General features: G+C 63.7%; 20 protein-coding genes and 1 tRNA gene. 15 read left to right on the forward strand and 6 right to left on the reverse strand.

The window, feature by feature from the left end; all coding sequences use genetic code 11:
• Positions 1-5 precede the first annotated feature (5 nt).
• From KF827_RS03060 to KF827_RS03075, 4 genes are all read left to right on the forward strand, one after another.
• A complete protein-coding gene (locus KF827_RS03060) occupies positions 6-3,182 on the forward strand; it encodes a multidrug efflux RND transporter permease subunit (protein ID WP_290999841.1) in 3,177 nt (1,058 codons plus the stop codon).
• Between the two features lie 56 nt (positions 3,183-3,238).
• Complete coding sequence (locus tag KF827_RS03065) at positions 3,239-4,447, forward strand: 2OG-Fe(II) oxygenase (protein WP_290999846.1); 1,209 nt, start codon at positions 3,239-3,241, stop codon at positions 4,445-4,447.
• Positions 4,448-4,561: 114 nt separating this feature from the next.
• Complete coding sequence (locus KF827_RS03070) at positions 4,562-5,239, forward strand: PadR family transcriptional regulator (RefSeq protein WP_290999849.1); 678 nt, start codon at positions 4,562-4,564, stop codon at positions 5,237-5,239.
• Positions 5,240-5,356: 117 nt separating this feature from the next.
• Positions 5,357-5,443: transfer RNA gene (locus tag KF827_RS03075), tRNA-Leu, on the forward strand.
• A 126-nt stretch (positions 5,444-5,569) separates the two neighbouring features.
• On the opposite strand, the gene KF827_RS03080 is transcribed toward KF827_RS03075, so the two are convergent.
• Positions 5,570-6,175: a helix-turn-helix domain-containing protein gene (locus KF827_RS03080; RefSeq protein WP_290999852.1), complete on the reverse strand. Its 606-nt coding sequence runs from the start codon at positions 6,173-6,175 to the stop codon at positions 5,570-5,572.
• Positions 6,176-6,180: 5 nt separating this feature from the next.
• Entirely contained in the window at positions 6,181-8,307 is a 2,127-nt protein-coding gene (locus KF827_RS03085; RefSeq protein ID WP_290999855.1) for a thioredoxin domain-containing protein, read from the reverse strand.
• A gap of 69 nt (positions 8,308-8,376) precedes the next feature.
• Between KF827_RS03085 and KF827_RS03090 the strand changes: the two genes are divergently transcribed.
• Genes KF827_RS03090 through mnmE form a run of 3 tightly spaced genes read left to right on the forward strand, consistent with a single transcriptional unit; the run spans position 8,377 to position 10,418 of the window.
• Complete coding sequence (locus tag KF827_RS03090) at positions 8,377-8,655, forward strand: DUF6489 family protein (protein WP_290999858.1); 279 nt, start codon at positions 8,377-8,379, stop codon at positions 8,653-8,655.
• 38 nt (positions 8,656-8,693) lie between these two features.
• Entirely contained in the window at positions 8,694-9,047 is a 354-nt protein-coding gene (locus KF827_RS03095; protein ID WP_291000161.1) for a (2Fe-2S) ferredoxin domain-containing protein, read from the forward strand.
• 6 nt (positions 9,048-9,053) lie between these two features.
• Positions 9,054-10,418: a tRNA uridine-5-carboxymethylaminomethyl(34) synthesis GTPase MnmE gene (mnmE, locus tag KF827_RS03100; protein WP_290999862.1), complete on the forward strand. Its 1,365-nt coding sequence runs from the start codon at positions 9,054-9,056 to the stop codon at positions 10,416-10,418.
• A 50-nt stretch (positions 10,419-10,468) separates the two neighbouring features.
• On the opposite strand, the gene KF827_RS03105 is transcribed toward mnmE, so the two are convergent.
• On the reverse strand, positions 10,469-11,470 hold the full coding sequence (locus tag KF827_RS03105) for a hypothetical protein (protein WP_290999871.1): 1,002 nt from the start codon (positions 11,468-11,470) through the stop codon (positions 10,469-10,471).
• A 92-nt stretch (positions 11,471-11,562) separates the two neighbouring features.
• Between KF827_RS03105 and KF827_RS03110 the strand changes: the two genes are divergently transcribed.
• Genes KF827_RS03110 through KF827_RS03125 form a run of 4 tightly spaced genes read left to right on the forward strand, consistent with a single transcriptional unit; the run spans position 11,563 to position 14,310 of the window.
• On the forward strand, positions 11,563-11,979 hold the full coding sequence (locus KF827_RS03110) for an XRE family transcriptional regulator (protein WP_290999874.1): 417 nt from the start codon (positions 11,563-11,565) through the stop codon (positions 11,977-11,979).
• 14 nt (positions 11,980-11,993) lie between these two features.
• Positions 11,994-13,292 (forward strand): SDR family oxidoreductase, encoded by a 1,299-nt coding sequence (locus KF827_RS03115; protein ID WP_290999877.1) that lies wholly within the window; start codon positions 11,994-11,996, stop codon positions 13,290-13,292.
• A complete protein-coding gene (locus tag KF827_RS03120) occupies positions 13,289-13,762 on the forward strand; it encodes a DUF2269 domain-containing protein (RefSeq protein ID WP_290999880.1) in 474 nt (157 codons plus the stop codon). Before KF827_RS03115 ends, KF827_RS03120 begins: the two co-directional genes overlap by 4 nt.
• An 8-nt stretch (positions 13,763-13,770) precedes the next feature.
• Complete coding sequence (locus KF827_RS03125; RefSeq protein ID WP_290999883.1) at positions 13,771-14,310, forward strand: GNAT family protein; 540 nt, start codon at positions 13,771-13,773, stop codon at positions 14,308-14,310.
• On the opposite strand, the gene KF827_RS03130 is transcribed toward KF827_RS03125, so the two are convergent.
• Genes KF827_RS03130 through KF827_RS03140 form a run of 3 tightly spaced genes read right to left on the reverse strand, consistent with a single transcriptional unit; the run spans position 14,307 to position 16,135 of the window.
• Complete coding sequence (locus KF827_RS03130; protein WP_290999888.1) at positions 14,307-15,137, reverse strand: alpha/beta hydrolase; 831 nt, start codon at positions 15,135-15,137, stop codon at positions 14,307-14,309. The genes KF827_RS03125 and KF827_RS03130 overlap by 4 nt on opposite strands.
• A gap of 5 nt (positions 15,138-15,142) precedes the next feature.
• The gene (locus KF827_RS03135) at positions 15,143-15,904 is read right to left on the reverse strand and encodes an MOSC domain-containing protein (protein ID WP_290999891.1); all 762 of its coding nucleotides are present in this window, start codon (positions 15,902-15,904) and stop codon (positions 15,143-15,145) included.
• 21 nt (positions 15,905-15,925) lie between these two features.
• Entirely contained in the window at positions 15,926-16,135 is a 210-nt protein-coding gene (locus KF827_RS03140) for a hypothetical protein (RefSeq protein WP_290999903.1), read from the reverse strand.
• A 247-nt stretch (positions 16,136-16,382) separates the two neighbouring features.
• On the opposite strand from KF827_RS03140, the gene KF827_RS03145 reads away from it, so the two are divergent.
• The 4 genes from KF827_RS03145 to rsmG all read left to right on the forward strand — a co-directional run bounded on the left by KF827_RS03145 (position 16,383) and on the right by rsmG (position 19,859).
• The gene (locus tag KF827_RS03145) at positions 16,383-16,685 is read left to right on the forward strand and encodes a type II toxin-antitoxin system prevent-host-death family antitoxin (protein ID WP_290999905.1); all 303 of its coding nucleotides are present in this window, start codon (positions 16,383-16,385) and stop codon (positions 16,683-16,685) included.
• 3 nt (positions 16,686-16,688) lie between these two features.
• Positions 16,689-17,105, forward strand: coding sequence for a type II toxin-antitoxin system VapC family toxin (locus tag KF827_RS03150; RefSeq protein ID WP_290999908.1), 417 nt, complete (start codon positions 16,689-16,691; stop codon positions 17,103-17,105).
• A gap of 103 nt (positions 17,106-17,208) precedes the next feature.
• Positions 17,209-19,089, forward strand: coding sequence for a tRNA uridine-5-carboxymethylaminomethyl(34) synthesis enzyme MnmG (gene mnmG / locus KF827_RS03155; protein WP_290999913.1), 1,881 nt, complete (start codon positions 17,209-17,211; stop codon positions 19,087-19,089).
• A 128-nt stretch (positions 19,090-19,217) separates the two neighbouring features.
• Entirely contained in the window at positions 19,218-19,859 is a 642-nt protein-coding gene (gene rsmG / locus KF827_RS03160) for a 16S rRNA (guanine(527)-N(7))-methyltransferase RsmG (RefSeq protein WP_290999930.1), read from the forward strand.
• Positions 19,860-19,882 lie beyond the last annotated feature (23 nt).

Raw genomic sequence — 19,882 nt, forward strand, 5'->3', positions numbered from 1 at the left:
GCGCCATGAAATTCGGACATTTCTTCGTCGACCGGCCGATTTTCGCGTCGGTGGTCTCCATCGTCACCATCATCATCGGCGCGCTGGCTTATTTCAGCCTGCCGGTGACCGAATATCCCGAGATCGCGCCGCCGCAGATCAACGTGACCGCCGTGTATCCCGGCGCCGATGCCGAAACCGTGGCGCGCACCGTGGCCACGCCGATCGAGCAGGAAATCAACGGCGTGGAGCGCATGCTCTACATGTCGTCCTATTCCACGGCCAACGGCACCATGCAGCTGACCGTGACCTTCCAGCCCGGCACGAATCTGGATGATGCGCAGGTGCAGGTGCAGAACCGCGTCTCCATCGCCGAGCCGCGCCTGCCCGAGGAAGTGCGCCGCCAGGGCATCGTCACCAACAAACAGGCCGGCGACTTTTTGATGGTGGTGCATCTGCTCTCGCCCGACAAAAGCTTCGACGAGCTTTACATCGCCAATTACATGCAGCTGCGCATCCGCGAGCAATTGCTGCGCCTGCCCGGCGTGGGCACGGTGATCGTGTTCGGCGGCAGCGAATATGCCGTGCGCGTTTGGCTGGATCCCGACAAGCTTTCGGCCTACAGCCTTTCGGCGGGCGATGTGGTGTCGGCCCTGCAGGCGCAGAATGTGCAGGTTTCCGGCGGCACGCTGGGCCAGCAGCCGGCGCCCGATGAAAACGCCCTGCAGGTGATCGTCACCACCCAGGGCCGCTTCAACGATATCCGGCAATTCCGCGAAGTGATCGTGAAAAGCGGCGGCGAAGGCCGCATCGTGCGCCTGCGCGACGTGGCCCGCGTAGAGCTCGGCGCCAAGGAATATAACAGCCGGTCGTATCTGGATGGCCAAACCGCCGTGGCCTTGGGCATTTTCCAGCGCCCGGCCACCAATGCGCTGGAAACCGCCGAGGCGGTGAAGGCGCGTATGGAGGAATTGTCGAAGGATTTCCCGCCGGGCCTGGAATATACCATCGTCTACAATCCCACCGAATTCATCGACCGTTCGGTGAAGGAGGTTTACAAGACCCTGCTGGAAGCCGTGGTGCTGGTGGCGCTGGTGGTGCTGATCTTCCTGCAGAACTGGCGCGCCGCGATCATCCCGATCCTGGCCATTCCGGTTTCGCTGGTGGGCACTTTCGCGGTGATGAGCGCGTTCGGCTTCACGCTGAATGTGCTTACCCTGTTCGGCCTGGTGCTGGCCATCGGCATCGTGGTGGACGATGCCATCGTGGTGGTGGAAAACATCGAGCGCAACATCGCCGAAGGGCTTACGCCATCGGAGGCTGCGCATCGCACCATGGACGAAGTGGGCACGGCGGTGATCGCCATCGCCGTGGTGCTGAGCGCGGTGTTCATCCCCACCGCCTTCATCCCGGGCATCTCGGGCCAGTTCTTCAAGCAATTCGCGCTCACCATTGCCGCCGCCACCATCATCTCGGCGTTCAACTCGCTGACCCTGTCGCCGGCGCTCGGCGCGCTGTTGCTGCGGCCGCACAAACAGCATGACGACAGCGCCTATCCCTCCGGGCATAAGCGCCGGCGCGGTTTCCTGGGCAGCTTCGCGCATTACTTCAATCTCGGCTTCGACAAGCTGGGCGGCGGTTATGCCAAGGGCGTGCGCGGCATCCTGCGCCATCGCGTGGTGATGCTGGGGGTATACCTGCTGCTGGTGGGTGCCACGTTCTTCATGTTCCGCACCGTGCCGCCGGGCTTCATCCCGCCGCTGGATCGCGGCTATGCCATCGTGGTGATGCAATTGCCCGATGGCGCTTCCTTGAGCCGTACCGACGAAGTCGTCCAGAAGGCCACCAAGCTGATCGAGGGCACGCCCGGCGTGGCCAATGTGGTGGGCATTCCGGGCTTCAACGGCGCCACCTTCACCACGGCGGCCAATGCAGCCGTGATGTTCACGCCGTTCGACGATTTCGAGAAACGCCTGCCGCTGGGCCTCACCGCCGACAAGGTGATCCAGCAGATGATCGGCAAGCTGATGGCCATCGAAGAGGCCTTCGTGATCGCGGTGCCGCCGCCGGCGGTGCCCGGCATTGGTTCGGGCGGCGGCTTCAAGATCATGCTGCAGAACCGTTCCGGCGACGATGTGCGGCCGCTGCTGGCGGCGGCGTATCAGATCATGGGCATGGCGCAGCAGAATCCGGCCATGACCGGCGTGTTCACCACCTTCTCGGCTTCCTCGCCGCAGCTTTATCTGGATATCGACCGCACCAAGGCGCAGATGCTGGATGTGCCGATCGGCCGGGTATTCGAGGCGCTGCAGGTCAATCTCGGTTCGGCCTATGTGAACGACTTCAACGCCTTCGGCCGCATCTTCCAGGTGCGCGCCCAGGCCGAAGCCGGCCAGCGGCTGGAGCGCGAGGATATCCTGAAGCTGAAGGTGCGCTCCAATAGCGGCGCATTGGTGCCGCTGGGCAGTCTGATGGAAATCCGCGACACATCGGGCCCCGACCTGATCCAGCGCTACAATCTCTACACATCGGTGCCGATCCAGGGCAACACGCCGCCGGGCATTTCCACCAGCCAGTCGCTGGATGCCATGGAGGCGCTGGCCAGCCAGGTGCTGCAACCGGGCCAGAGTTTCGAATGGACCGAAATCGCCCTGCAGGAAAAGCTGACCGGCAATACCGCCATCTTCGTGTTCGCGCTGGGCATCCTGTTCGTGTTCCTGGCGCTGGCGGCGCAGTATGAAAGCTGGATCCTGCCGCTGGCGATCATGCTGATCGTGCCGATGAGCATGCTGTTCGCGCTCGGCGGCGTGCATCTCGCCGGCATCGACAACAATGTGCTGGTGCAGATCGGCATGGTGGTGCTGATCGGCCTGGCGGCGAAGAACGCGATCCTGATCGTGGAATTCGCCCGTCAGCTCGAAGCCGGCGGCCGCAGCCCGGTGGATGCGGTGGTGGAAGCCTGCCGCCTGCGCCTGCGCCCGATCCTGATGACCGCGCTGGCCTTCATCCTCGGCGTGGTGCCGCTGGTCACCGCTTCGGGTGCCGGCGCCGAGATGCGCCGGTCGTTGGGCACGCCGGTTTTCGCCGGCATGATCGGCGTTACCCTGGTGGGCCTGCTGCTCACACCGGTCTTTTACGTTGTATTGCGGCGCTTGGTACGCATGCGTCAACGCGCAGAGAATCCGTCGCTGCCTGGAAATTGAGCAAGCACACCCTGCGGTAGGTTGACATCCCGGTTGTCATCGTCTTTTTTGGGACTATGCCGACCGGGACCGCCAGGGAAAAAGCCACGCAGAAAGCCGCGCAGAAAGCCCCACCGGCCCCGCGCCATCGGGTTGGCCTGGGCTATGGCGAGCCCGCGCCGCAGATTTATGTACTGACCAGCCAGGAAAAGCGCGCCCCCTTCGGCGGGCTGGGCGGCCGTTACAGCCTGATCTGCTTTTTCGGCGGGCTGGTCGCGCCCCAGGCGCAACAGGCGGTGCAGGCCATGCTGGCCCGCCTGGCGGTCAATCCCGGTTTCAACCGCTGGGAAAGCCATGCTTTGGTGGCGGTGTCGTCGCATCCGAATGATGCGCAGCATCCGCTGATCGCCGAATTGCATAAGCGCATGCTGGTGATTTTCGATCATGACCAGGCGCTGTTGAAGGCCTGGAATCTGGCCCAGCGCCGGCCCGATGGCCTGCTGGATGTATCGGCCTGTTGGTATCTGCTGGATCCGCAATTGCGCGTGCTGGCCAATTGGCCGCTGCATCAGGCCGAAGCCGCGATGGATGCCCTGGCCGCGCTGGGCGCGCCCGACGATCATGCCGGGGTGCCGCAATTCGCCCCGGCCTTGCTGGTGCCGCGGGTGTTCGAGCCGGAATTCTGCCGCCGGCTGATCGCGGAATATGAGAGCAATGGCGGCGAAACCTCGGGCGTGACCAAGGAAATCGCCGGCCGCACCGAAGTGGTGGACAGCCCGGACTTCAAGCGCCGCCGCGACCACATGATCCAGGATGAAGGGCTGCGCAACGATATCCGCGCGCGGCTGCAATTGCGCCTGCTGCCGGAAATCTCCAAGGCCTTCCATTTCGATTGCAGCCGGCTGGAGCGCTATATCGTGGCCTGTTACGAGCAGCAGGATGGCGGCTTTTTCAAGCCGCACCGCGACAACACCACCAAGGGCACCGCGCATCGCCGCTTCGCCGTCACCATCAACCTGAATGCCGAGGATTACCAGGGCGGCGACCTGCGCTTCCCGGAATTCGGCAGCCAGACCTACCGGGCGCCCAGCGGCGGCGCGGTGGTTTTTTCCTGTTCGCTGCTGCATGAGGCCCAGCCGGTCACCGCCGGCCGGCGCTATGCCTTCCTGCCGTTTCTCTACGACGAGGCGGCCTCGGACCTGCGCGATGCCAACAGCCAATATCTGGGCGAAAGCATCAGCACCGGACAGGCCCTGCCCGATAGCGGCAAACAGGCGGCTGAATAGCCGGTAAACCGGCTTTTTCGATCAATAATTGGCATGACGCATATTCTCTCTTGATAATTATTATCGATAAACATATCTTACGATATGTCTAACGATGCAAAGAGAGGATAACACATGCATCATGGTTTCAATCATCCCCACGGTTTTGGCGAACGCCACAGCCATGCCAAGGAAAAGCTGTTGCGTCTGATCGGCCGTCACCGCCGGGGCCGCATCGCGGCATTTTTCGAGGCGATGGAAGGTGATGGCGAAGGCTTCGGCCATGGTCTGGGCGGTCGGGGTTTCCGCGCCAGCCGGCTGGTCAGCGCCGCCGATCTGCAATTGATGATCCTGGCCCTGCTGGCCGAAAAATCGCGCCATGGCTATGAGCTGATCAAGGCGCTGGAGGAAAAGAGCGCTGGTTTTTATACCCCCAGCCCGGGCGTGATCTACCCGGCCCTGACCTATCTGGAAGAAACCGGCCATGCCCAGGCTGAAACCGAGGGCGCCAAGAAGCTGTATTCCCTCACCGAGGCCGGCCAGGCTTATCTGAAGGCCAACCAGGCTGCCGCCCAGCGCATGCTGGAACAGCTGGAACGCGTGGGTGCCCGCATGGCCAAGGCGCGGGATTTCTTGCGCTTCGGTGAGAACCGCGAAGAGGAAGACGGCTTTACCGGCGAGCCGATGAATTTCCGCGACCTGCGCCGAGCCTTCAAGCAGGTGTTGAGCGAAAAGACCGAGGCCGCTCCGGAAGAGCAACGCCGCGTGCTGGATATCCTGGTCCGGGCGCTGAAGGAAATCCGCAGCCAATGATATTTCCGGCAGGCGGCCAGGGAGCTCTCCCGGGGTTTCGCACGGGAGTTCTCCCGGGGTTTTCGGCGCGCGATGAAAATGCTACAGCATCCGCCGCGTGTCACCGCATCCTGGCTTGCCCGCTTGGCGGAATTGGTAGACGCACGGGACTTAAAATCCCGAGGCCGTAAGGCCGTGCCGGTTCGAGTCCGGCAGCGGGCACCAGCATTTCCCGACCTGTCACCCTCGAACCCAAGCATTGTTCTTGGCCGAGGGTCTATGCCTGACCCAGCAAAGCCGCTGATATCACGCCCCCGATTATCACTCCCCCGATTATCACTCCCCCGATTATCACTCCCAAGTCAGCCGTGCGATCAGCGCATCGAGATGATGGCCCAGCAATGCATCGATGCCTTGCGCGGCTTCGTCGGGCGCAAACAACAGCCCGCTGCGTTCGCTTTGCAGCAGGCCGATGAGAAACGCAAACAAGGCGGCGGTTTCGGTCTCGGCCATTTTCGTGCCGAGATGGCCGATGGCGATCAAGGTGTCGCGCACCGGCGCGAAAGTTTTCTGCAAGCCCAGGCGCAGGTCGCGCGCCAGCGCCGGATCGGCGAAGCCCTGCAACAGCAGATCGGCATCGGCGCCGTTATCGCGGAAATGCGCCAGCCAGCCGCGCAGGCCGGCCAGCAATTGCTGCGCGGCGTCGGTCTTGGCCTGCAGGCCGCGTTGCAGCGCGGCGCCGGCCTTGTTCAGGCTGTCATGCAGCAGGGCGGCGAGGATGGCCTCCTTGCCGGGAAATAGCGGATAGATCGCGCCGGTGGTGCAGGCCGCCGCCTGGGCGATTTCGCGCATGCTGGCCGCCTGCAAACCGCGCGCGGCGAAAATCCCGCGCGCCGCTTCCAGAATCATGCGGCGCTTCAAATCGCGCAGATTCGGTTGCAGGCCCGGTTGCGTCATGCGGCTCAAACCCGCCGTGTCGCGCGCAATTGCGCGGTGAGGCCGGCGGCGTCAGAAGCCGGCAGGCCGCAGCTCATGCCGACGCAGACATAAGCCGTGGCGCTATTATTCTGCTGCATCTTGCCCAGTTGCGTCTTGCCGTGCGCCGGATGGCTGGGCGGCAGCGCGGCATCGGGCGGCACGACCTGTAACACACGATGCGGTAGCGACATTGCATAGGCAGCGTCGATCATCGCCTCGGTATCGGGCTGGCCGCGTTGGCCGATGATCGCCACCTGCACCGCATGGGCATAAAAATCGCAGCCATTGAGAAATGCCGCCATCGGAAAGAAGTTGCGCGCCGCCTCGCCGGAGAAAGCCGCGATCTGGCTTTCCGTTCTGTCGCGCCAATCGGCATCGCCGGTGAGATACCACAGCCGGGCGAATATACCGACCAGCGTGCCATTGCCGGCGGGCACGGCATTATCCGTGCAATTGCGCAGGCGGGCCACCAGGGTTTCGGCATCGCGCGCGGTTTGGAAATAGCCGCCATGCACGCGATCGGCATAATCGGCATCCAGCCGCTTCACCCAATCGATGGCATTGTCGAGATAGGCCGCCTTGCCGGTGGCTTCATGCAGTGCCAGGGCGGCGCGCGCCATGTTGGCGTAATCTTCCAGCAGGCCGGGAAAAACCAGCTTGCCATCGCGCCAGCTATGGCCGAGCCGGTCGCCCTCGCGTGCCATCGCGGTGACGATGAAGCCATAGGCATGCTCCGCCAGCGCCAGCCAATCGGGCTGTTTGTATTGCCGCGCAAGCTTGGCCAGGGCGGCGATGATCAGGCCGTTCCAGTCGGTGAGGATCTTATCATCCAGCCCCGGGCGGATGCGGGTATCGCGCATGGCCTTCAAGGCGGCGCGGGCGCGGGCCAGCATGGCTTCCTGCGCGGCATCGCCGAATTGCGGGGCAAGCGAGCGACGCAGGATGGTTTTTTCTTCCCAATTGCCGTGATCGGTCACGTCATAGGCGGCGCGGAAGGCGGCGATTTCGGTGGCTTTGAATCCCGCCTTGTGCAGCACGGCTTCGATTTCGGCTGCCTGCCACACATAGAATTTTCCTTCCTCGCCTTCGGAATCCGCATCCAGCGCGGCGGCGAAGGCCTGGCTTGGTTGCAGCATTTCGGCGCGCAACCAGTTTACCGTTTCATAAATGCGCTGGCGCAGCAGCGGGCTTTCGGCTTCTCCATCCAGCCCCGCATCCAGAAGCGCGAAATGCTCCAGTAATTGAGCATTGTCGTAGAGCATCTTTTCGAAATGCGGCGCCAGCCATTCGGCGTCGGTGGAATAGCGCGCGAAGCCGCCGGCCAGGTGATCGTAGATGCCGCCCTGCGCCATTTGCGCGGCGGTGTTCAGCACGGCATGGCGATAGCCTGCATTGCCGCTGCGCAGATAAGCGGCCCAGAGCAGATCGAACAAACCGCTTTGCGGAAATTTCGGCGCGCCGCCGATGCCGCCATGTTCGGGATCCACATGGCCGTGCAATTGCTCGGCCACCTGGTCGAGAATACCGGCATCGATCACGATGCTTTCGGCATTCTGCGGCCGGGCGGACTCGCGCAAAGCCCGCAGCAGCATGGTCTTGTTCTTGTTCACCGCCTCGGGCTTGTCGCGCCAGGCCTCGAACACCTTTTGCAGCACATCGGGAAAGCCCGGCCGGCCATAGCGGCTTTCGGGCGGGAAATACGTGCCGCCCCAGAACGGTGCGCCATCGGGGGTGAGGAACATGGTGAGCGGCCAGCCGCCTTGTTCGCCCAGCAGATGCAGCGCGTTCATGTAGATCGCGTCGATATCCGGGCGTTCCTCGCGGTCTACCTTGATATTCACGAAAAGCCGGTTCATCAACGCGGCAATAGCCGGATTCTCGAAGCTTTCATGGGCCATCACATGGCACCAATGGCAGGCGGCATAACCCACGCTGAGCAGGATCGGCTTGTTGGCGGCCTGGGCGGCGGCCAGGGTTGCCGGCCCCCAGAGCTGCCAATGCACCGGATTGTCCTTGTGCTGCAGCAGATAGGGCGAGGCGGCATGCTCCAGCATGTTGCGGTCCAGATCGGTCCGGGGGTCCGGCAGTGGATCGGGCGCGATTTCCGACATGGCTGTTCCTGACAAGGCATGCTCCGTCATGCTATTGATCGAAGCTGGTCGTTTCACCTGGAGCGGAGCATGAAGATAACAGTCAATGTCGATTGTACGCCAGAGGAAGCCCGCGCTTTCCTTGGTCTGCCCGATGTGCAGCCGCTGCAACAGGCGATGATGGGCCAGGTGCAGGAGCGGGTGATGAATTCGCTCAACGCGATGGATCCGGAAGTGCTGCTGAAAACCTGGGCGCCCATGGGGCTGCAAAGCCTGGAGCAGATTCAGCGGTTTTTCCTGTCGCAATTCGGCAATGCGGCATCTTCGGGCAATGGCAATGGCGGCAGCAGCGGGAGCGGCAAGAAGTGAGCCAAGAAGCGAGCGTCGATCCAGCCCAGCACAAGAAGATGGCGGACCCGGAGCCGTATTTCCGCGCCCATGTATTCATGTGCAACAACGAACGGCCCGCCGGGCATCCGCGTGGTTGCTGCAAGGACAAGGGCGCCGATCAGCTGCGCAACTACATGAAGGCGCGCGCCAAGGAGCTGGGGCTGTATGACGTGCGCATCAACCAGGCCGGCTGCCTGGAGCGCTGCGAAGTGGGCCCGGCCATGGTGATCTATCCCGAGGGCGTGTGGTATCGCCCGCATAGCATCGAGGATGTAGAGGAAATCCTCACCACCCATGTGGTGAATGGCGGCCGGGTGGAGCGCCTGATGCTGACGCCGGAAGACGGCCCGCCGCTCAAGAAACCGAAATAAGCCACCGTGCCGGCCGAGACGATCTATGCGCCGTCCACGGCGCCGGGGCCGGCCGGGCTGGCGGTGATCCGGCTGAGCGGCGCGCAGGCCGGCGCGGCGCTTACCGCCCTCACGGGTAAGGCCCTTCCGCATGCTCTGCCCCGGCCTCGCGTCGCCACCCGCGCCACCCTGCGCGATGCTGCCGGCGAGGCGCTGGACGATGCTCTGGTGCTGTGGTTTCCCGGGCCGGGCAGTTTCACCGGCGAGGATGTGGCCGAATTGCATATCCATGGCGGCCGCGCGGTTTTGGCTGCGATCCTCAAGGCGTTGGCTGAAATCCCTGGCCTGCGCCTGGCCGAGCCGGGCGAATTCAGCCGCCGGGCGTTTGAGCATGGCAAGCTGGACCTGACGGCCGCCGAGGGCATCGCCGACCTGATCCATGCCGAAACCGAGGCCCAGCGCCGCCAGGGTCTGCGCCAGATGCAGGGCGAACTGGGCCGGCTGTATGATGAGGGCTGGCGGGCCGCGCTGATGCGCGCCCTGGCCCATCTGGAAGCCGATATCGACTTTCCCGACGAGGACCTGCCGGAAGGCGTGGCCGCCGCCGTGCGCCCGGAAATAACAGTGTTACGAAATGCCATCGCGGATCATCTGGCGGATAACCGGCGCGGCGAGCGCCTGCGCGAGGGCGTGGCGGTGGTGATCCTCGGCCCGCCCAATGCCGGCAAGTCCAGCCTGCTCAACCGGCTGGCCCGGCGCGAGGCGGCCATCGTGTCCGATATCGCCGGCACCACGCGGGATATCATCGAGGTGCGGCTGGATCTGGGCGGCTATCCGGTGCTGCTGGCCGATACGGCGGGCCTGCGCGACAGCGCCGACCGCATCGAAAGCGAGGGCGTGCGCCGCGCCCTGGCGCGTGCCGCCGAGGCCGACCTGAAACTGATCCTGCTGGATGCCACGCAATGGGCTGGCTCGGGATTGGCGATCCCGCCGGACATCGCCGCCCTGATCGACGCGGATACGCTGCTGATCGCCAACAAGACCGACCTCACCCCGCTGCCTGCGGATGCCAGCTATCAGGGCCGCCCGCTGCTGCCGGTTTCGGCCGAAACCGGCGCCGGGCTGGATGCGGTGCTGGCCGCGTTGGAAAAAGAAGTCGCCGCCCGCTACGGCCTCACCGGCTCGGCGCAACTCACCCGCGCCCGCCACCGTGAGGCGCTCACCGCCTGCCTGGCCGCGCTGGATCGTTTTCTCGCAGGCGGCGCGCCAGACGCCGAGTTGGCCGCAGAGGATATCCGCCTGGCCGCCCGCAGCCTGGGCCGCATCACCGGCCGCGTCGGCGTGGAAGACATGCTCGACATTGTGTTCCGCGATTTCTGTATCGGGAAGTGAGGGGGATTAGGTAGCAGGCGCACCTACGGTCGGGACTGACCGATGAGGTGCTATCTCATAAAATTTAATATGTCATTGCCGTGCTTTACCCACTGCTCGGACATGATTTCGTATCGCCAGCAGAAGCTACTAATGCCCCGCTCGCCCGTTACACTGCGATAGCCGATCACAGCATAAAAATAGATATTTTCATTTGGGCTAAGAATGGGCTCGTTTTTGGAGTACAGATATATATCCCTATCTTCACTCGCGCGGTAAAAATAGACGGGTTTGAACTGCAAATTCTGAGGCGGATAGCTTTCTAGAGTCTTGGTTTGGGATTCCGGGCCAATGGATATTTGAAGCAAAACATCCAAGATTGGTACCTCAGGCACTCTTCCATAATTAATGCCGATGTTGCTTTCATCAATGATCGCTGGCAGTCGCCCATAATTGACGATCTTAAACTCTATTTTTGCGTTGTTCTGGTCAAATATCTGCAGAGGTTCGATTTCGACACCAATCCACGGTCGCTCAGAGAGTTTTGATATACGCAAACTCTCTGCTGCAGCAGTGGCAGCGTTTATGGCGGCTGTAGCGCCATCGGCACCGGCCTTCGCCGCACTGATGGCGGCGTCAGCTCCTTTACGCGCGTAATATATCGTAAATCCCAGTCCTATCAGCCCGGCCAAACCGAACAAGAGTTGCAGCCGTGTAAGCTCAACCATCTCTGCCGCCGCAATTGCGGTTGACCATTGAGCGCTGAGGTCTAGGGCCGTGGTGTATTCCTCGGAATCTGGCTTAGCTGCCTCATCTTTCTTGTTAGCAACTTCGGGCCGCCCCGCTTCAAGAACCCGACCGAGCCAAACGCGTGATTCGCGGGCAGCATCTTGATCTCTGGGATCAGCGTTTTTTGCTAGTTTATATTGGCGGTATTTTTCAGTACTGACGGAGCTATGCGGCCAATCAAGAGCAAAAGAAAGCGCCAGCAGGATAGCAGCCGCTATTCCTGCAAGAGCAACATGCCCACACAATTTCTTTTTAAAGATCGCCGGTCGCCGAGTATTTGCCATGGCATAATTATTAGTATTGGAAATCTGCCTTGTCTCGAAATAATCTCGATAAAGTTGCGGGCGTTGATCGGTCGTTGATTTCAGGGGGCGTTATGGCGAAAGCCTATGAGGCATTGCGTGCCACGTTGCCGGCAACCAGCCGCAAGCGGACAGAGCTGCAAACCCGCGCGCTTCTTGCTGATATTCGCAGGCATCGGAAATCCGCCCAGGCAACCATGCAGCGTCAACGCTTCGAGACTATCTGGGATGCGCTGTCCGATACGCCGGCGGAGTCCGCCAGCATGGCGATGCGGTCGGAATTGCTGATCGCTATCGAGCAGCGGGTGCGCGGCTGGAAAGTGACCCAGGCCGAGGCGGCGCGGCGACTGGGCATCACGCAGCCTCGGCTGAACGATTTGCTGCGCGGCAAGATCGCCAATTTCAGCCTCGACAGCCTGATCAACCTGGCAAGCCGGGCCGGGCTTAAAGTAACCTTGGCGGTAAAGCCGGATATCCATCGCGCCGCCTGAGGCCAGACAATCGCATGCGTATTCTTCTGCTGGGCGGGACCGGGTTTATCGGGCGGCATGTGGCGGCGCGGCTGTTGAGCGAAGGGCATGCGCTGGTGCTGGCCGTCAAGGAGCCGGAACGGGCGCGGCGGCGGTTTCCCCAGGCCGAGGCCCAGGTCGAGACCATGGCCATCGATCTGGCCCGCGACACCGATCCGGCGGCCTGGTTGCCACGCCTGGCTGGGATCGACGCGGTGGTGAATGCCGCCGGCCTGCTGCGCGGTGCCGGCATCGATGCGGTGCATCGGGATGGCCCAGCGGCGCTGTATACGGCTTGCGCGCGGTTGGGCGTGCGGCGGGTGATCCATATTTCGGCAGCCGGCGCCGATGACGCGGCGGGCACCGATTATGCTCGCAGCAAGGCCGCCGCCGAGGCCTGGCTGCGCGGGCGCGACGATCTGGACTGGCTGATCCTGCGGCCCTCACTGGTCTATCACCAGGGCAGTTATGGCGGCACCAGCCTGATGCGCGGCCTGGCCGGGCTGCCCGGCTGTGTGGCTTTGCCCGGCGATGGCGCGATGGCCTTCCATCCCATCCATGCCGAAGACCTGGCCGCCGGCATCGCCGAATGCCTGCAACGGCCCGCGCTAAGGCATCGGGTTTTCGAACCCGGCGGGCCGGAGCGGTTGAGTCTGCGCGAGATGGTACTGGCCTGGCGCGCCTGGCTGGATCTGCCGCCGGCGCCGGTGCTGTGCCTGCCGATGCGGCTGCTGCATCTGGCCGGTTGGCTGGGCGACAGGCTGGGCAGCGGACCGATCAGTCAGACCTCGTTGCGGCAATTGCAGCATGGCGCGGCAGGCGATGCCAGCACCTGGCTGCAAACCATCCAGCATCCGCATCTGCGCTTTGCCGATGCTTTGGCTTTGCAGCCTTCGCATACTGCCGAACGCTGGCAGGCGCGTCTGTATTTCCTGCGGCCGCTGGCCCGCGCCGCCCTGGTGCTGCTGTGGTTGTTGTCAGGCCTGATCGGTTTGCTGGCCGAGCCATCGGCCACCGCCCCGGTGCGCGCCCTGCTGGGTCTGCCGGAAGTCGCCCATGCGCCGCTGCTGTATGCTTTCTGCGTGCTGGATATCGGATTGGCGCTGGCGCTGCTGCGGCGTTGGGGCGATGCCTTCGCGCGCGCCGCCATGCAGGCTGCCGTGGTGCTGGGCTATAGCCTGGTGCTGAGCATCGCGCAGCCGGATCTCTGGCTGGAGCCTTTGGGGCCGCTGTTGAAGAACCTACCGATCCTGGTGCTGATCCTGGTGGATGCAGCCTGGGAGGAGGATCGGTGATCGAAGCGTTTTTCATCGTGAAATACCTGCATCTGCTGGGCGCCGCGATCCTGTTCGGCACCGGCATCGGCATCGCGTTCTTTCTGTGGGGCGCACATTGGCTGATCCGGGATTGGCCGGGCCGGGCCGGTGTGCTGCGCATCGCAGTGACCGCCGATTGGATTTTCACCGGTACGTCCGGTCTGGTGCAGCCGCTGAGCGGCCTGGCGCTGATCCATCTGGGCGGCCATGCCTTCGATGCCGGCTGGCTGCTGGCGACCTATGGGCTGTATGCGCTGGCCTTCCTGTGCTGGGCGCCGGTGGTGTGGCTGCAAATCCGGCTTTGCGCCATGGCGGTGCAGGCGGCAGCCAGCGGGCAGGAGCCGCCGCCGCTGTATCGGCGCTATTTCCGCCTGTGGTTCGGCTTGGGCTGGCCGGCCTTTATTGCATTGCTGGCGATCTATGCTTTGATGCTGACCAAGCCGTTTTGAGCATGCACATGACCGACGAACACCCCGAACTGCAAACCCCGCGCCTGTGCCTGCGCGGTTTCAAGGCCGACGATCTGCCTTACCTGCAGGCTTTTGCGGTGCGGCCGGCTTTCTGGCGCTATCTGCCGGGGCCGGAGATGACCGCCGATCTGATCGAGGCGTTTCTGGAGGCGCGGCTGGCCAATATGGGGCAGGGCGATTGGCATTTCTGCCTGGAGCATGCGGTACTCGGCCTGCCGATCGGCACCGCGCGCTTCACCATTGCTTCGCCCGAGCATCGCCAGGGCAATATCGCCATCTCGGTGGATAGCGATCATTGGCGCCAGGGCTATGCCGGCGAGGCGATGGCGGCGCTGGCGCGGTTCGGCTTCGACGATCTCGGGCTGCATCGCCTGGCCGCGCTTACCGATGCGGATAATCTCGCCGCGCAGAAATTGCTGGCATCCCATGGCTTCCGATGCGAAGGCCGGCTGCGCGAGAATTTCCTGGTGCGCGGCACATGGCGCGACAGCCTGCTTTATGCCCGGCTGGAGGGCGATCCGCTCTAGGCGCCGCTGCTTGCCAGCAGGAAATCCCGCACGGCCTGGGCGAATTGCGCCGGCGCGTCGTCGTGGATGATATGGCCGGCCTCGGGGAAGCGCAGCACCTGGCAATGCGGATTGAGCGCCGCCATGCGGGCGATCTCGTCGGCGCTCACCGCCCAGCTCTTGCCGCCATGCAGCAGCAGCACCGGGCAGGCAACCGCCGCCCAGGCCGCGCTGAAATCGCCATGCAGGCCGGGGCGGATCTGGCGCTCATACCAGGCATCCTCGAAGCGGAAGCCCCAGCCATCTTCATGCTCCACGATGCTGTCCAGCAGCAGCGGCGCCAGGCCGAACGGACTGGCCTGCATGAAGGCGATCATTTCGGCCAGGCTGTCCCAGCGCAACGGCCAGGGCTCGATGGCAGGCGCCTGGCCCAGCAGGCGCGCGCCGATATCTTCCACGATCAGTGCCTTCACCCGGGCGGGATGTTTCGCCGCCAGATGATAGGCATTGATGCCGCCCATGGAATGGCCGAGCACAGCCACCGGCCGGCCGGGCGCAAGCTGGTCCAGCAAAGCCATCGCGTCGGCCACGAAGGCATCGCGGATACCGCCGGCTTGCGCGGTCTCCGGCTGGTCGCTCCAGCCATGGCCGCGCTGATCCAGGCCGATCACGCGCCAATCCGGCGCCAGCGCTTTCGCCAGGCCGGCGAAGTTGCGCGCCGAGCCGGAGCGGCCATGCAGGCAGAGCAGAATCTCGCCCTGCTTCCTGTCCGGATTGAAATCGACATAGGACAGCTTCACCCGCCCATCGGCGGTATAGCGTTCGAGGAAATGCCGCTGGCTTGCCATGGCCGTCAGATTTCCGTGAGGCTGTCGCCCACCATGATGCGGCCGGGCTTGGTCACGCGGGCATAAACGCCGCAATCGGTATGGCCATAAAACCGTTGCAGGCCATCCAGGGTTTCGATGTCGCGTTCGCCGCTATCGGGGTTGAGCGTGGTGTTGGCGCAGCGGCCGATGATTTCCACCACGTCCAATTCCGCGCCGCCAAGCCGGAAGCGCCGGCCGGGCCAATGCATTTCATCCCAGGCCGGCGCGCCTTCCAGCAGCAGATTGCCGCGCATGCGCCGCGCATCCACGTATTGCCCCAGCTTGTCGGAAAAATCATCCAGGCTGGCGCGGTTCTGGATCGAGAGGTAGCCCGGCTGCACATCGGCGAAGCTCACGCCCGGCGCCACCGCCACCATCAGCTTGCCGCGTGCCTCGCGTTCGAATAGCGGCAACAGCGCGTCGGCCAGGGCCGCGCGGCCTTCCGGCTTCAGCAGATCGGCATCTTCCAGCAGCGATGCGCCATTGCTTGCCAGGCTGATCCGCGTGCCGCTTTCGTCATAGCTGGCCTTCAGTTTGGCAAGAGCGGGATTGCGCGCGCCATTGAGGAAATGCGCTTTCTTCTGCCAGGCCGGCTGGGCCGCATCGAAAGCCGAGGCGCCATGGGCCAGCGCGAAGCGGCGGTCGCCGGGCAGCGGCGCATCCTGGCCGAGCTGCGCGCTATCCAGCGGCTGCGGTGAAAGGCCCTTCACGGGAAAGCGCTGAATGCCGGCGAGATGGATGCTCATGTCAGCGACCTTGGCCTAGTATCAGTCGAGCCGCAATAGCGGCAAACGCATGGCCTGCGCGGCGGCGGCCAGGTCGGCAGCCAGTGTCGCCAGCAGCAGAGCAAGTGCCGCCAGCAGCAGACCAAGTTCCGCCAGCAGCAGACCGTGGCGCCGCGCCAGTTCGAGATAGGCGGCGCCGTAGACCGTGAGGCGATGCTCGGCGGCAAGCTTGCGGATGGGCTGGATCGTCAAGGTCGGGATTGCTGCGTCGGTAGCGATCCAGTCAGTCTCTTGTCAAATAGAGCTTGTAATTTAAACCAGTTCAGACTAGTTTAAACTAGTTGTTTCACGTGAAACAGCGTTATCTCATCATCATGCCCGGGCTTGTTCCGGGCATGACGGCCTGGCCGCGCTGTTTCACGTGAAACAATCCACAGCTACAGCCCCGGCTAAAGCCCAGGCTACAACCCAGGCCACAGCCATTCCCAGGAGGCATCCCATGTCCGATCAGAAAGCCGCTTATGTCTCGCCCCGCCATGTCCCGGCACCCGAGGGCGAAACCCGCGTCGGTTCCTTCGAGGCCAAAACCCATTTCGCCCAGTTGATGGATCGCGTGGAGCAGGGCGAGGAAATCGTCATCACCCGCCATGGCCGCGCGGTGATGAAGCTGGTGCCGTATCGTCCGGCGCGCGACAAGGAAAAAATCCGCGAGGCCATCGCCACGATGCGCGAGCTGGCGAAGGAAAACCGGCTGGATGGGCTGAATATCAAAGACCTGATCAACGAAGGCCGCCGGTTCTAACCCATGCTGCCGGATTTCGTATTGGATGCTTCGGTGGCGGTGGCTTGGTGTTTCGGCGACGAGCGTAATCAGGTTTTGGATAACCTGGAAGCCACGCTGAGCGAGCGGACGGCCTGGGTGCCGGTACATTGGCATGGTGAAGTGCTCAACGCGCTTTACATGACAGAGCGGCGAGGCCGTCTCGACCCTGCGCGCTGGCCGCTCCTGCTGAAGCAATTGGCGCGGTATCCTTTGGCCGATGATGATGGGCTTCCTGCCATGACCAGCCGGGCCGCGCTTGATTTGGCCCGGCAGTATCGCCTCACCGTCTACGATGCCGCCTATCTGGAACTGGCTCTGCGCCGTGGCCTGCCGCTGGCCAGCCTGGATAATGCGCTGGTTGCCGCTGCCCGCGCGGCTGGGGTGGAAACCCTGCTCTGACGGCTTGTTTCACGTGAAACAGCTGCCGCCATGCCCCGGGGCCATGCCGCAGGCAGGCGATTCCTTTTGACGGCGGCGCGGCCTGGGGATAGAACCCCCGGCCATGACGCAGAGCGCTAATTCCTTCGATGTTATCGTGATCGGCGGCGGCCATGCCGGCTGCGAGGCGGCTGCCGCTTCGGCGCGCCTGGGCGCCCGCACCCTGCTGCTCACCCATAAGCTGGAAACCATCGGCGAGATGTCGTGCAATCCGGCCATCGGCGGGCTGGCCAAGGGCCATCTGGTGCGCGAGATCGATGCCCTGGACGGCGTGATGGGCCGGGCCGCCGATGCCGCCGGCATCCAGTTCCGCATGCTCAACAAATCCAAGGGCCCTGCCGTGCGCGGCCCGCGCAGCCAGGCGGATCGCAAACTCTATCGCCAGGCCATGCAGGCCATCCTGGCGGCGCAGCCCAATCTTACCCTGATGGCCGGCGGCGCCGAAGATCTCCTCATCGAGGATGGCGTGCTGAAGGGGGTTTTCACGGGAAACGGTGATTTCATCGCCGCGCCCCGGGTGATCCTCACCACCGGCACGTTTCTCTCTGGCCTGATCCATATCGGCGAGGAGAAGATTCCCGCCGGCCGGGTCGGCGAAGCGCCGGCCCTGGGCCTGTCCAAAACATTGGCGCGTATAGGTTTTCCGCTCGGACGGCTGAAAACCGGCACCCCGCCGCGGCTGGATGGCCGCACGATTGCCTGGTCCGGGCTGGAAATGCAGGCGGCCGACGATCCGCCGGTGCCGTTCAGCTTCCTGACCGACCGTATCACCGTGCCGCAGATCCAATGCGGCATCACCTATACGTCGGAAGCCGGCCATGCCCTGATCCGGGAGAATCTGCATCGCGCCCCGATGTATTCCGGCCAGATCGAGGGCACCGGCCCGCGTTACTGCCCCTCCATCGAAGACAAAGTCGTGCGGTTTCACGGGAAACAGCGGCATCAGATCTTCCTGGAGCCGGAAGGCCTGGACGACGACACGGTCTATCCCAACGGGATTTCCACCTCCCTGCCCCGGGATGTGCAGCTCGGCCTGCTGAAAACCATTCCCGGCCTGGAAAATGCCGTGATGCTGCGGCCCGGCTATGCCATCGAATATGATTTCGTCGATCCCCGCGCCCTGCTGCCCAGCCTGGAAACTAAGCTGCAAAAAGGGCTGTTTTTCGCGGGTCAGATCAATGGCACCACGGGTTATGAAGAAGCCGCCGCCCAGGGCCTGATGGCCGGCATCAATGCCGCGCTCAGCCTGGGCGCCGCCTATGAGCCCTTCATCCTGGACCGCGCCGACGCCTATATCGGCGTGCTGGTGGACGATCTGGTGACCTTGGGCACCCGCGAGCCCTATCGCATGTTCACCAGCCGGGCGGAATACCGCCTCAGCCTGCGGGCCGACAATGCCGATCAGCGCCTCACCCCGCTGGGCCTGGCGATCGGCTGCGTGGCCTCGCCGCGCGCCCAGGCTTTTGGCGCCAAGGCCCAGGCTCTGGCCGAAGCCCGCCATCTGGCGCAGAGCCTGCGGCTCAGCCCGCCGGAGCTGGCCAAGCGCGGGCTTCACGTGAACCAGGATGGCCAGGTCCGGTCGGTGGCCCAGTTGCTGGGCTATCCCGGCGTGGACCTGCCCCGTCTGGCGGAAATCTGGCCTGAATTGGCGGGTTTTCGCCCGGATATCGCCGAGCAGATCGAAATCGATGGCCGCTATGCCGGCTATATGGAGCGCCAGGAGGCCGATATCCTGGCTTTCCGCAAGGATGAAAGCCTGGCCATCCCCACCGATCTGGATTTCGACGCCGTGGGCGGCCTGTCCGCCGAGGTGCGGCTGAAGCTCAAACAAGCCCGCCCGGCTACACTGGGCCAGGCCGGCCGCATCTCCGGCGTTACGCCGGCGGCGCTGTCCGCCCTGCTGGGCTATGTGAAAAAGCGCGCCCGCGACAGCCGGGCGGCCTGATTGCCCTGATCGTCCCCCTCGGATTTATTCCGGGGGCGACGGTTTTAAGGGGGCAGTGGCCCTGCACCCCTGTTTCACGTGAAACACATCCCCTAAACTGCCGGCATAGCCTCCAGCCGGTGTTTCACGTGAAACAATCCCCAGCCCAAAACCCGTTATCTCCCGAGACCTTCGCCGCAGAAGCCGGTGTTTCACGTGAAACACTCGACCGGCTGCGGATTTATGCCGCCCAGCTGGTCAAATGGACCAAGGCGATCAATCTGGTGGCGCCCAACACCCTGCCCGATCTGTGGCGCCGGCATTTCCTGGATTCCGCGCAGCTTTATCCGTTGGCAGCCGATGCGCCCGGCCCCTGGCTCGATCTTGGTTCCGGCGCCGGTTTTCCCGGTCTGGTCATCGCCGCCATGGGCCGGCAGGTCACCCTGATCGAAAGCGATATCCGCAAGGCCACCTTTTTGCGCGAGACAGCGCGGCAGATGGATGTGCCGGCCATTGTGCGGGCTGAGCGGATCGAGGCGGTGGAGCCTGCCAGTCTGGCTGTGCCTGCCGTGATCTCCGCCCGCGCGCTGGCCTCGTTGGCCGAATTGCTCGATCTGGCGGCGCCTTTCATGGGCCCGGATACGCTGCTGCTGTTTCCCAAAGGCCGCCAGGCCGAGGATGAATTGACGCTCGCCCGGGAATCCTGGACAATCGATCACGTGGAGATGATCCCAAGCCGCAGCGACCCCGCTGGGCGGATCATCAGGCTCAAAGGGCTGTGCCGGAAATGAACGAGTTCGGAACAGGTACAGGT

This window comes from Ferrovibrio sp. (assembly GCF_019636075.1).
Classification (GTDB): Bacteria; Pseudomonadota; Alphaproteobacteria; order Ferrovibrionales; family Ferrovibrionaceae; genus Ferrovibrio.